This window comes from Dyadobacter sp. BE31, from assembly GCF_031457695.1.
GTDB lineage: Bacteria > Bacteroidota > Bacteroidia > Cytophagales > Spirosomataceae > Dyadobacter.
Genome location: NZ_JAVDXA010000003.1, coordinates 1,005,044 through 1,018,247, shown reverse-complemented (window position 1 = coordinate 1,018,247; position 13,204 = coordinate 1,005,044). Strand labels below are relative to the sequence as shown.

Sequence of the window (13,204 nt, the reverse complement as noted above, 5' to 3'; positions counted from 1 at the left end):
TGCACGGAAGCGGGCAGGTCGCCCTTTCCGCCTGGTTAGCCCACTATATGAGCCTAATTCCGACAGGGGCCAGCGCCCGGCGAACGGTTTACGACGGGGAGCAGCTCATACCCACCCTCACCAAACTGATCCCCCGGCTCATGCAGGAAGCGTCGGTTCCCGGCCTTTCGGTCGCCATTGTCCAAAATGGAAAACTGAGCTGGCAGAAAGGGTTTGGCGTGAAAGACGCCACCTCGCGTGAACCGGTCGACGGGCACACGGTATTCGAGGCCGCGTCGGTGAGCAAGACGATCTTTGCCTACGCGGTTTTGAAACAATGCGAAAAAGGGGTTATCGGGCTCGACGCTCCGCTTAGCCGCTATGCTCCCTCGCCCCTCACCCATGCGGATCCGCGATTCGACACCATTACCGCCCGCCATGTACTTTCACACACGACGGGCTTTCAGAATGTCCGGTCGGGTGACGATCCGCTAAAAATCCACTTTCAGCCCGGCTCACAATTTGACTATTCGGGCGAAGGGTACTGGTACCTGCAATCGATATTGACGCGTCTGGCGGGCCGCGAAAATCCCAACGATTGCGGCGAGTATGAGGCGGGTGTCAATATCTGCGCTACGGACATCGACACATTTCTGAAACATAATCTGCTGGTTCCATTCGGCATGAAAGCCAGCGGGTATGTCTGGAATGACGACCTCGCGCGCCACGCGGCCCATCCGCACGACGTATCCGGCAAGCCGTTGCCCAAAAGTCAGCCCAAAGCCACGGATGCGGCGCGTTATGCGGCCATGGGCGGGCTGCACACCACATCGGCGGATTACGCGAAGTTTCTCATCGAAGTACTCGCTCCCAAACCGGCCGATGCTTACCGGCTGAACAAAAGAGACCACGACGAAATGCTGACCCCGCAGATCAGGCTGAAAGAAGGCGAAAAGGTGGATGATGCAGACGCCTGGGCATTAGGTTGGGCTATCCGGCAACGTCCCACCGGCGACATTATATTGCATTCCGGCGGGCAGTCCGGCTTTCGGTCCCTTACGATGGGCTCCGTGCAGCGCAAATCGGGCTTTGTGATGCTCACCAACAGCGACACGGGCGGCAATGTCCTCTTCCACCCGGCGCTGGCCGCTGCATTGAACCCTTTATTCGTGAAATAATTTCAACAGAATAAAATGTTGAAATTCTACAATTTAAAAACTTCAATACCCATTTTTACCTCAATTTCATAGTTTTAATTCTGCATTTTTAGAGGATCAAGCAATATTATGAAGGTATTAATGCATATATTTGGTTAACAACAACTGGTTTGCTGCTAACCTGCCATGAGAACCCTGCCTCCTACTTTACCTGACGATCAGCTCGCCGCGCTGCTGAGAGAGGGTGAGGAACGGGCGTTCGATGAAATCTACACCCGGTATTGGGATAAGCTTTACTACACCGCCCACCGGATGGTCAAATCCGCGGCTGTGGCCGAGGAGATCACGCAGGACACCTTCATGCTCCTGTGGATGAAGCGGGAAACACTTGAAATACAATCGCTCGCACCCTACCTGGCCGCCATGCTCCGTTACGAGGTGTACCGTTACCTGGCCAAATCCAAACAGGCCGAAGAAATCGAACAATCGATCCGGTACGAGGCTGTGCCTTCGGTATCAATGGACCAGGAGATTGAAAACCGCCTGCTGCTCGAAATCATTACCAACCTCACCAACCGCCTGCCCGAAAAATGCAGGCTCGTATTCCAGTACAACAAATTACACGACCGCTCCCTGCCCGACGTCTGCGAAGAACTGAACATCTCCCCCAAAACCGCCGAGGCACATCTGACCAAAGCATTAAAAATCGTCCGCGCAAGCCTGAGTAACGTAGTGGCATTGCTGCTTTGAGGGCCTGCGGCCAAAAAAACTTACCGCCCTACTAAGGGGTTTTCCCCGCTTCTCCCCTCTATGTGTTGCAAAGGGTCAATCCGCTTTGCAATGACACAGGAATACATCAGATTGCTTGCCAGGAAATTCTTCGAAGGAACCGCCTCGGAAGAAGAAAAACAGCTATTGCACGAGTGGTACGACCGGCTCGCCGACGACCAGAGCCCGGAGATCGTCGCTACGCCAAAGGCAGAAGATGCCGCCGAAGTCCGCGACCGGATGCACGCCAACCTGCGAAGCCGGCAGCAGCAACACAAGCCTTCGAAACGGTTCGGCTGGATTCAAAGGTTCACTACCTGGTCTTCGGCTGCTGCGGCAATCGTCCTGATCGGATTTTGGCTGTGGACCCACGAACGTAAGCCCGCCACAGGCGACGTCAGGCTGGTAACCGCGCCATTGGGCAAGACCGTGCGGGTGAACCTGCCCGACGGTTCGCATATCTGGCTCAATGCAGGTTCGGCACTCAGCTATCCCGTCGCATTCAAAGGGAAAACCCGCGAAGTGGTGTTACGCGAGGGACAGGCATTCTTCGACATCGCCCACGATAAGGCCAAGCCCTTCATCGTACACGCCAAAACACTGGACATTACCGTGCTGGGAACTTCATTCGACGTGAAAGCCTATAAAAACGATCCGGACATCAAGGTAACAGTGAAGACAGGCAAGGTAGGCGTGCAGGTACGCGACAATCCGGGGCAACCCGCTCTCATGCTGTTACCCGCCGAACAGGCCGTCGTCCCTGAAAAAACGCAGAAAATCCAGGTAAACGAGATCAGCAAACCGGCCATCGCGCCTTGGAAGGACAACCGGATGGTGTTCGAGGATGAACTGCTGGTGGAAGTACTGCACGCATTGGAAAGAAAATATAACCAGCATATTGTCATCGAAAAACCGGGACTTTCTGCCGAAAAAATATCGCTTACCCTCGACGACCAGCCTATGAACGATGTGCTGAAAGTCCTGGGCTTCTCCAAGAATTTCAATTATTCACAACTAAACGACAGCACGATAGTAATCAGATAGGAAGAACAAAAAATACGGGCTGGCTTTCCAGGAAGGCTGGTCTGGTGAATACCGGGAACACTGCGAATGTCCCCGGTATCGGTTGTCCCCTGCCAGGCAATGCTTGGAACCATGAATGGCGGGTGGACGCGGTTTAACAGCTTAACCATTAAACATCAGACAAATATGGTGAATTATTACCATAAGGGACTCCCCTTATTCAAAAAATGTATGCGCATTTCTACGCTAATACTGGGTATTAATGTCCTGACAACCGCCTTGCTCATGGCCGGGCCTACGGAGGCCCAGCACGTCAGCATGGATATGCGGCAAACCCGGGTAAAGACAGTCCTGAGGCAGATCGAGCAACAAACCGGTCTCACTTTCGCTTTCGACGAGAAGCTGGTGCGCAAAGCACCCGAAATCACCATTTACGCACTGGGACAGCCGGTTCCGGCGATCCTGAAAATGATCGAGAAGCAGACAAGCCTGGAATTCAGGCAGGTAGGCAACATGATCGGGATTACCGAACGGCCGAAGACGGAAATCCTGCGTGAAATAGTGCCGGTAACGCAAACGCTGGCCCGGCCGGTGAAAGGAAAAGTAACCGACGAAAAGGGCGAGGCGCTGCCTTCGGTGGCGATCCGCGTAAAAGGGACCAACGAAGGCACCATGACCGACGTGGAGGGCAACTATACCATCGACATTGCCGGCGACGAATCCATTCTGATATTCAGCTTTATTGGTTTTGTGGCGCAGGAAGTGATGGTAGGCGCGCGTACCAGCGTGGACGTAGCCCTGAAACCCGACGTTTCGACATTGAGCGAACTCGTCGTGACCGGCTATGGCGCGCAGCGCAAGAAGGATTTGATCGGTGCGGTGTCCGTTGTGGATGTGGAGCAGTTGAAACAAACACCCGACGGGCAGGTTGCGAACCAGTTGCAGGGCCGCGCTTCGGGGGTTACCATTCTCAGTTCGGGGCAGCCGGGTGAAACACCGCAGGTGCGCATCCGCGGGTTGAATACATTTGGTAACAACTCGCCGCTGTACGTGGTCGACGGTGTTCCTACCACTTCCATTTCCGACCTGAACACGAACGACATTGCATCCATGCAGGTGCTGAAAGATGCCGGCTCGGCGTCCATTTACGGTTCGAGAGCGGCCAACGGGGTGATTATCATAACTACTAAAAAAGGAAAAGATAAGGTTAAGGTTAATTACAGTGCGTGGTTCGGGGTGCAGACACCTCCGGGGGGCAATGTATGGAATACCCTGACGCCACAGGAACAGGCCCAGCTCAAATTCCAGGTGCAGAAAAACTCCGGACTCACCGTGGGCGACGACCAGTACGGCTACGGCACCTCTCCCGTTCTGCCCGACTACATTCTGCCCGCAGGCGCATCGGAAGGTGACCCACGAACTAACCCGAACCTGTATTACGTGAACCCGAACTACACTTCGGTAGATGATTTCAATACGTTTAACCAGATTGTAAAGGCCAACAAAAACGGCACCGACTGGTTTCACGAGATATTTAAACCGGCGCCTTCCACAAGTCACAATATCTCACTCAGCGGGGGCAGCGATCAGGGCAACTACCTGTTTTCCCTGAATTATTTCAACCAGCAGGGCGCCCTGACCAACACTTACCTGAAACGCTACACGCTCCGGTCGAACAGCCAGTACAACATCGGCAAGCACGTGCGCATTGGTGAAAACCTGGCCTATTCCATTTCCGACAACCCTAAATCCAGCCTGTCGGACGGCGGCTCGGCCATTGCATTCTCTTTCCGTATGCAGCCTATTGTGCCTGTACACGACATTATGGGCAACTACGCGGGCAGCCGCGCCTCTGGCATGGGCGACGCGTTCAACCCTGTGGCCATGCGCGACCGCACCCGCTACGACAAAGGGCTGGACAATCGCCTGTTCGGTAATGTTTTCGCCGAATTCGACCTTTTCAAAGATTTTACATTCCGTACCAGTTTCGGCGGCGAGAATTATTCGGGCAGATGGAGCTCATTTGCATTCCCCACCTACGAAAACAAGGAAAACAGCAACACCAACACCTACACAGAAGGCTCCTATTCCGGCTTTAACTGGACGTGGACCAATTTGCTGACTTTCCACAAAACGATGGGCAAACATGACCTGACCGTAGCCGCAGGTACCGAAGCTTACAGCGGCAAGTATTACGAAGTGGGCGGCAGCACGCAGGGATATTTCTCTTTTGACCCTAACTATATGAACCTGGGCACCGGCTCCGGCACGCGTACCAATTCGAGCAGCCGTTCCGCGGACGCCTTGTATTCGCTCATCGGCCGCCTGGATTACATTTATAACGACAAATACCTCTTCGGGGCCATCATCCGCCGCGACGGTTCTTCCAAGTTCATCAATGAGCGTTATGGATTCTTCCCGGCCGTAAGCGCAGGCTGGCGCATTTCGCGCGAGGATTTCATGCGCAACCTGACGTGGATAGACGACCTGAAACTCCGGGCCAACTACGGGATCATGGGTAACCAGATCAACGTCACTTCGGGTAACGCATTCACCACTTACAGCTCCAACCGCCGCAGCTCTTACTACGACCTTGGCGGTACCAGCGGCTCGGGCGCATTGGAAGGTTTCGAAAAAAGCCAGATCGGCAACCCGAACGCCGTTTGGGAAAAGAATATCAGTACCAACATCGGTATCGACGCTACGTTCTTCAAAGGCAGGCTGGATGTGATCGCGGATTATTATGTCAAAGAAATCAAGGATTTGCTCTTCAACCCGGCGCTGATCGGAACGGCAGGCGGCGGCTCAGTACCGTATGTGAATATAGGTCAGATGAAAAACCGGGGGATCGACCTGCAAATCGATTCCAAATTCGATCTGACGAGCGACCTGAAACTGAATGCGACACTGACTTTAACGACCTACAATAACAAAATCAAAAAGGTCACCAACAGCACCAATTATTTCGATTTGGAAGGCCGGGGTTTCGACGGCGCCTCCATTGTGCGCAACCGCGTGGGAAACTCCATCGGCCAGTTCTTCGGCTACAAAGTGATCGGCTTCTGGAATTCGCAAGAAGAGATCGCGACGGCCAATGCGGAGGCTGTAAAGCAAACCGGCGACCCGAATGCCGTGTACCAGGATGGCGCCTCGGTGGGACGGTTCCGGTATGAGAATATCAATGGCGATAGCCAGATCACCGCTGCCGACCGCCAGATGCTCGGCAACCCCAACCCGGATTTCAGCTATGGCCTTAATATCGGTTTGAATTACAAAAGCTTCGATTTCAGCCTGTTCCTCTATGGCGTTCAGGGCAACCAGCTCTGGAACCAGACCCGCTGGTGGAGCGATTTCAACTCATCGCGCTCGGGAGCGAAAAGTAAAACCGCATTGTACGACTCCTGGACACCGGAAAACCACAATGCCAAAGCACCAATCCAGGAGAATTCCAGCTCGTTCAGCACCATTAATGTGCCCAACTCGTATTTCGTGGAAGACGGCTCTTACCTGCGTGCGAAGAACCTGCAAATCGGATATACATTCCCTGCCCCGCTGATGAAGAAGATCCGCGCACAGCAGTTCCGCGTGTACCTGCAAGCGACCAACCTGTTCACCATCACCGGCTATTCGGGACTTGACCCGGAAGTGAGCCGGAATGCGAGCGGCAATCCTACCGTGTTCGGCATCGACGAAGGTTCCTATCCTTCTTCCCGCCAATACACCATTGGCCTGAACCTCACTTTTTAACCCATCTCCAAGCAACGCGATATGAAGAAGTTCATGAAATATATAGCCGTTCTCTGCTGGATCGGCGGTTTGACAATGTTGCAGGCCTGCCAGGACGACTTCCTGGACAAACCGGTGCAAGGTGCATTGGGTGACGATGTACTCGCCAATGCAAAAGGCATCGACGGCCTGCTCACGGGCGCCTACGCCGCACTCGACGGCCAGGGCGATTTCACCGGCGGCAGCGGCTGGGAATCACCGCCCGACAACTGGGTGTACGGTGCCATTCCCGGTGGCGATGCGCATAAAGGCAGCGACGGCGGCGACCAGACGCCCATCAGCGCCATTGCTACGTTCAGCACCGGGGCCGACAATGGCTTTTTCAACAGCAAATGGAAGGCATTGTACGAAGGCGTTTCGAGGGCCAACACCGTGCTGAAAGTCCTCGCTCTGGCTACCGACGTTTCGGCGGAGAATAAGACCAACATCGAAGCCCAGGCACGTTTCCTGCGGGCACATTACTATTTCGAATTGAAGAAAATGTGGAATATGGTACCCTGGATCGACGAAACCACCACCGATTTCAACCAGCCCAACGACAAGGACATCTGGCCGCTGATCGAAGCGGATTTCAAAGCGGCCTATGAGCAGCTGCCCGCCACGCAAACCCTGGTGGGAAGGGCCAACAAATGGGCTGCGGGGGCCTATTTGGGTAAAACCTATTTGTATCAGAAAAAATACGCTGACGCCGTAAAGGTTTTTACCGACGTGATCGCCAATGGCGTGACTACCAATGGCCTGAAATACGACCTCGTTTCGTTCAAGGACAACTTCGATGCGGCCACTAAAAACAATGCGGAGTCGGTATTTGCGATACAAATGGTAGCCAACGACGGGACGCTGGATATTACCAACGCCAATCAGGGCGGTATGCTCAACTTCCCTTACGGAACCGGAGCGCCGTTCAGCTGCTGCGGTTTTTTCCAGCCTACGCAAATGCTCGTGAACATGTACCGCACCGATGCCGGCGGGCTGCCCTACCTGACTGATTTCAACAGTCACGCCGTTAAAAACGACATGGGCCTCACTTCGGCTACGGCATTCACGCCCGACGCCGGTAACCTGGACCCGCGCCTGGACTGGACCGTCGGCCGCCGCGGCATCCCTTACCACGACTGGGGCATTTACCCGGGCATGAACTGGGTGCGCGACCAACCCTACGGCGGCCCCTATGCACCTAAAAAGAACATTCACCGGCAGAAAACGCAGGACCTCTACGCCGACCTCAGCTCGTGGGCGCCGGGGAACGCGATCAATGTACTGGTTATCCGCTTCGCCGATGTGCTATTGCTGGCGGCGGAAGCCGAAGCCAATGGAGGAAGCCTGGCCAAAGCGGAGGAGTATGTAAACAAAGTAAGAAGTCGCGCTGCGGACAAAACCGGCTGGCTGTACAAATACACCAACGATTCCAACCCGCTGGGAGGCTTCTCGGGCACCCCGGCCGCTAACTATGTGATTAAGCCCTACCCTGCCGGCACGTTGGCGGCCAAAGGCAAGGACGGCGTACTCGACGCGATTTATTACGAACGGGGCATCGAGCTGGCTATGGAAGGTCACCGCTTTTTCGACCTCGTGCGTTGGGGCAAGGCCAATACGACCATTAATGCCTATTTCGGCTACGAATCCAAAATCACCTCCGACCTCGCCGGCGGCAAATACCTGGACGGTAAAAACAACTACTTCCCGATCCCGCAGTATCAGATCGATATGAGCGTCGTGAACGGGGCGCCGTTGCTCAAACAAAACCCGGGATATAACTAAGGAAGGTCTCCCTGAAAAAACGCCAAAATGCCGAACGCTAGCAGAATATATCTGTCACCGTTCGGCATTTTATTTGATTCAAGAAAAGGACCACTTCTGATTCCAGAATCCGGCTAATCTGTTAATTGTAACCTTGATTTTGCACCAGCTGTTTGTTCACGTCCATTTCCCGCTGCGGAATGGGCATGATCAGCTTGGGTGAATTATAGGGCAAAGCACCCACATTCTGCCGCGTGCGTTTGAGGTCGTGCAGCGTATGGCCTTCGAATGCGAGTTCCAAATGCCGCTCTTTCAGCACCGATTCTATCGTAACCGTGGTAGCCGCTTTCAGACCGGCCCGGGTGCGGATCAAGTTCAGGTCGGCCAGCGGTGTGGCGCCTGTCTGGCTATTGAGCCGCAGGTTTGCTTCCGCACGGGTCAGGTACATTTCCGCGAGGCGGAATTGCAGCACATTACCGAATTTATCGAGGTGTTTCCGGGTAAATGTGTTGTTGGTAGTCACAAAAAATGCCCCTCTTTTGTCTCCGGTTTCGTACAGGCCCCGGTGTTTGGCCAGCACACGAATATCGCCACGGCCCGCAGTTCCCGGGATTGCCGAAATGGTGGTTCCAAAGAATGTGTTCATGTCATTGGTACCGTCCTGCTGGGTGACGATCATCGAGAAAATGTACTCTTCCGGATTAGCCCCGCCATTGTCAAGAAATGTAAAAAAGAGTGATTCGAATGTCGGATTAAGCGAGAATGCCTCCGATGTAATCACCTCGTTGGCTTCGTCGCGCGCAGCCGCGTAGTTGCCCTGCATCAGGTACACACGCGAGAGCTGTGCCGACGCCGCATATTTGGTGGCGTAAATGGTATTGCTTTCAGGCAACAGCGATTTGGCTTTGGTAAGATCTTCCAATACCTGCGCATACACTTCCGCTACCGCATTGCGGGGTATTTTATCGGCATCGGTAACGCCGCGCGTAGGCTTCAACACCAAAGGAACGCCGGGATTCGAAGCATTATCGCCGTCCCCCCAGGTTTTGGCATACAATCTTACCAGGTCAAAGTAGATCGAACCGCGAATGAACCGGGCTTCGCCCTCGATGCGGGCACGCTTGTCTTCGTCGACAATATCGAGCGCCGAAAGTACATTGTTGCAACGATTGATCGCCACGTACGAATCGCGCCATGTAGTGGTGGCGGTCGCATTGTTGGTGGTCATCTCCTTGTTGTACATTTCGAGCAGGTTCTGAAACGTACCGCCGAAGCCCAGCTCGTCGGAATTGCCGAGCAGTTCGGACGCATATTGGAATGCCCCCCCGTACACATCCACATCCTGCAAGCCGTCGTAACACCCGATGAGCGTCACCTCAACGTCGCGGGAAGTACCCAGGGCCACATTTTCGTCGATACTTTGGGTCGGCTGTACGTCCAGCCTGTTGTCGCAGCCCGTAGCCATCAGCATGGCTGACAGCAAGGCCGGTATAATATATCTGTTCTTTTTCATGATGAGAATGCAATGTTAAAATCCGACATTGATGCCAACCAGCAATGTGCGCGGCTGAGGAGCGGTGTAAAAGTCGTTACCCAGCGCGAACTTGCTGTCCTTCTCGCTCAGGTCATCGGTGTTAACCTCGGGGTCCCAGCCTTTGTAGTTGGTGAAAGTAGCCAGGTTGAGTGCCGAGACATACACCCGCACTTTTTCCATTTTAATGCGGCGCACCAGTTCGGTAGGCAGGTTATAACCCAGCGTGATTGACCGCAGCCGGAGGTACGAACCATTGAAAATGTAGCGCGTGGATGCCTGGTTACCATTACCCCGGTAGAAACGCGCCTCGGGCACGTCGGTATCGGGATTCTCGGGCGTCCAGGCATTCATCTGATCGGCCGTTTGGTTGTCCTCATAGATCCCGTTGGCCGACGAGTACTGCCCTACCCCATAGAAGTTGATCTTATTACCGGAAACGCCATTAAAGAAAACGCTCAAATCGATCCCTTTGTAGGAAAAGGTGTTGGTGATCCCACCCACAAACTTGGGGTTCGGGTTGCCGGCCACGACACGCTGTGCGCTGTTATAGCCGCTATTGGTAACCGTGGACCTGTCGACCGTCCCGTCGGGATTCGGCGTATTTTTGTAGAACAATGCATTTCCGTTCGCGCGGTCTACACCGGCATACTCGACGGTGTAAAACACACCCACAGGCTGACCTTCCATAACACGGCTCATGCTGCGGATACCGCCTTCGATCACCTGGCCCTGGATGTCCGTCACTTTGTTCTTATTGTTAGCCACGTTCAGCGAGGTTGTCCAGCGGAATGCACCCACGGTATTTTGGGTATTCAATACAAATTCAAACCCCTTGTTTTCCAGCTTGCCTACGTTGGCGTACTGAACCGAAAAGCCCGAGGTCGCAGGCACATTCACTTCGAGGAGCAGTCCGTTCGTTTTTTTGACATAATAATCGATCTCCCCGTTGATCCGGTTGTTGAACAAACCGAAATCGATGCCGAAATCAGCCTGGCGGGTGGTCTCCCATTTCAGGTTCGGGTTGCCGATCTGCGACGGGCGCTGCCCTGCCGAGCCTGCATAGCCGGCATCCCCGGCAAAAAGCCCCAACTGCGGAAAATCCCCGATCTCGGAGTTCCCCGTCGAGCCGTAGCTGCCGCGCAGTTTCAGGAAGCTGAGCACATTGTTGTTTTTGAGAAAACCCTCCTCGGTAACCACCCAGCCCAACGACGCCGAAGGGAAGAAACCATAACGTGAATTGACCCCGAAACGTGATGAACCATCGATACGCGCACTTGCCGATAACAGGTATTTGTCGGCAAACTTGTAGTTCATCCGCAGGAAATAGGATAAGAAGCGGAAATTGGTTTCCGAAGTACTTCCATCCGACTTGGTAGCCGCGCTCGCGATCTTTTTATACGAATCGGACGGGAACTGCGTGCCTTCCACGAAGCTCAGTTTCCGCTGCGATTGCTGGTACGACATCCCCAACGTAGCCCCGATCCCGTGCAGGCCAAGCGTCTTGTCATAGGAGAAGAAATTGTTGGTATTGTAGTTGGTCACAAATGTGGCATAGTTATTACCCAAGCCGCTGCTGGCCGTGCTCACATTCCGCACATTCTGGCTTTGGTAATACCCTTCCTCATTCTGGTTCAGAAGGTCGATACCCAGTTCGCTGCGAAATTTCAGTTCCGGCAGGATGTTGATCTGGGCATAGGCATTTGTCAGGTTACGGAACGAGGTCGCTTCGAATTTCGCATAGTTGATCGAGATCATCGGGTTGAAGTACAGCGGCACATTCACATCGCCGGGAGGTGTTCCGGTGGGCAGCCCCGTTTTAGGATCGGTGAAAGGCGTCAGCGGGGTCAATGCAGCCATTTGCAACGGGTTGGAAAATGCATTATCCCCCGGCAACCGGCGGTTCACCGTACGTGCCAGGCCCATCGACAATCCCACCTGCAACCATTTGTAAGCCTGGTGATCAAGGTTCATCCGCCCGGAAATGCGTTCGAGCTTGTTCCCTACCAATGTACCGGTCTGATCCAGGTATTGCCCCGAAAGGAAAAACTTCGTTTTTTCGCTTCCGCCGTTGACTTGCAGGTCGAGCTGCTGCATCGGGCCTTTCTGGAATGCCTGGTCCTGCCAGGAATAATTCTGCTGCTGAGGTGTGTTGTAGGTTCCCAGGCTGTAATATTCGAGGAAGCCGCCCGCCCCGAGCATGTATTGGGTGTAGGAATCGGGGTCCTGGGTATCGGTACCGTCTATACGGTCGCGGTTATTGGCCGCCATCGTGTAAAACTTCACGTATTCATCCGCATTGAGAAACTTCACACGGCGCGTCGCTTCCGAGGAACCCAGCTGGTAGTTCAGGCTCACGTTGGTCTTCCCGGCCTTTCCACGCTTGGTCGTGATCAGCACGACCCCATTGGCCGCGCGCGAACCGTAAATAGCCCCCGCGGAGGCATCTTTCAGGATTTCGATGGATTCGATGTCGTTGGAGTTGATGTCCGACAAGGGATTGGTGGATCCGCCATTGTTGCTCAGGTCGGCCGTGGTAACGGGCATTCCGTCGACCACATACAGCGGCTGGCTGCTCGCGCTGATGGAAGAATTGCCCCGCACGCGCACGTTGATCGCCTGCCCGAGCTTGCCCGTGCCGCTGTTGACATACACCCCGGCTGCCCTTCCCTGAATGGCCGCATCGACGCTCGCGACGGGCATATTCTGGATTTCGGTGCCTTTCACCTGGGCGATATTGCCGGTAACGTCGCGTTTGATCTGCGAACCGTAGCCGGTCACGACCACTTCGCTGAGGCTCCGGACGTCGCTTGAAAGTTTCACGTCGATGGTACTCTGGTTGGCCACGGCAATTTCCTGCGCCACCATTCCCACGAAACTGAATACGAGCACGGAATTGGCAGACGGCACCTCGATCGCATAACTTCCTTCCGAATCAGTCTGGGTACCGACGTTGGTGCCTTTGAGCTGCACCGACGCGCCCGGCAAAGGTGAGGCGTCATCACTGGTGGTTACCTTGCCGGTAATCCTGACGCCCTGTGCCGCCACAGGGAGCCAGCAAGCCAGCCATGCCAGAAGCATTAGCGGAAAAATTCTTCTCATAACAAGTTAGGTTTGGTTATTTTTGGTTACTACAAACAAATATATTGCCGTAGATGAAATAACCAAATTTTGTTATGATATTATTGAATTTTTATAACGATTTATTTTGTTATTATGC

The 13,204-nt window shown here is 54.1% G+C and carries 7 protein-coding genes; 5 read left to right on the top strand and 2 right to left on the bottom strand.

Annotation, left to right across the window (positions count from 1 at the left end):
- Positions 1–47 precede the first annotated feature (47 nt).
- From J2Y43_RS19865 to J2Y43_RS19845, 5 genes are all read left to right on the top strand, one after another.
- Positions 48–1,157 (top strand): serine hydrolase domain-containing protein, encoded by a 1,110-nt coding sequence (locus tag J2Y43_RS19865; protein WP_310226587.1) that lies wholly within the window; start codon positions 48–50, stop codon positions 1,155–1,157.
- Positions 1,158–1,322: 165 nt separating this feature from the next.
- On the top strand, positions 1,323–1,886 hold the full coding sequence (locus J2Y43_RS19860) for a sigma-70 family RNA polymerase sigma factor (RefSeq protein ID WP_309986175.1): 564 nt from the start codon (positions 1,323–1,325) through the stop codon (positions 1,884–1,886).
- A gap of 90 nt (positions 1,887–1,976) precedes the next feature.
- A complete protein-coding gene (locus J2Y43_RS19855; RefSeq protein ID WP_309986171.1) occupies positions 1,977–2,948 on the top strand; it encodes a FecR domain-containing protein in 972 nt (323 codons plus the stop codon).
- Positions 2,949–3,158: 210 nt separating this feature from the next.
- Entirely contained in the window at positions 3,159–6,674 is a 3,516-nt protein-coding gene (locus tag J2Y43_RS19850; RefSeq protein ID WP_309986168.1) for a TonB-dependent receptor, read from the top strand.
- Between the two features lie 21 nt (positions 6,675–6,695).
- Entirely contained in the window at positions 6,696–8,474 is a 1,779-nt protein-coding gene (locus tag J2Y43_RS19845) for a RagB/SusD family nutrient uptake outer membrane protein (RefSeq protein ID WP_309986166.1), read from the top strand.
- A 121-nt stretch (positions 8,475–8,595) separates the two neighbouring features.
- On the opposite strand, the gene J2Y43_RS19840 is transcribed toward J2Y43_RS19845, so the two are convergent.
- Both J2Y43_RS19840 and J2Y43_RS19835 read right to left on the bottom strand, forming a co-directional pair.
- On the bottom strand, positions 8,596–9,966 hold the full coding sequence (locus J2Y43_RS19840) for a RagB/SusD family nutrient uptake outer membrane protein (protein WP_309986163.1): 1,371 nt from the start codon (positions 9,964–9,966) through the stop codon (positions 8,596–8,598).
- Between the two features lie 15 nt (positions 9,967–9,981).
- Positions 9,982–13,086: a TonB-dependent receptor gene (locus tag J2Y43_RS19835; RefSeq protein WP_309986162.1), complete on the bottom strand. Its 3,105-nt coding sequence runs from the start codon at positions 13,084–13,086 to the stop codon at positions 9,982–9,984.
- Between the last annotated feature and the right edge of the window lie 118 nt (positions 13,087–13,204).

Bases quoted from the DNA above. Each gene is read 5' to 3' on its own strand.
- J2Y43_RS19865 (WP_310226587.1), top strand. From the start codon at position 48: ATGAGCCTAATTCCGACAGGGGCCAGCGCCCGGCGAACGGTTTACGAC.
- J2Y43_RS19860 (WP_309986175.1), top strand. From the start codon at position 1,323: ATGAGAACCCTGCCTCCTACTTTACCTGACGATCAGCTCGCCGCGCTG.
- J2Y43_RS19855 (WP_309986171.1), top strand. From the start codon at position 1,977: ATGACACAGGAATACATCAGATTGCTTGCCAGGAAATTCTTCGAAGGA.
- J2Y43_RS19850 (WP_309986168.1), top strand. From the start codon at position 3,159: ATGCGCATTTCTACGCTAATACTGGGTATTAATGTCCTGACAACCGCC.
- J2Y43_RS19845 (WP_309986166.1), top strand. From the start codon at position 6,696: ATGAAGAAGTTCATGAAATATATAGCCGTTCTCTGCTGGATCGGCGGT.
- J2Y43_RS19840 (WP_309986163.1), bottom strand. From the start codon at position 9,966: ATGAAAAAGAACAGATATATTATACCGGCCTTGCTGTCAGCCATGCTG.
- J2Y43_RS19835 (WP_309986162.1), bottom strand. From the start codon at position 13,086: ATGAGAAGAATTTTTCCGCTAATGCTTCTGGCATGGCTGGCTTGCTGG.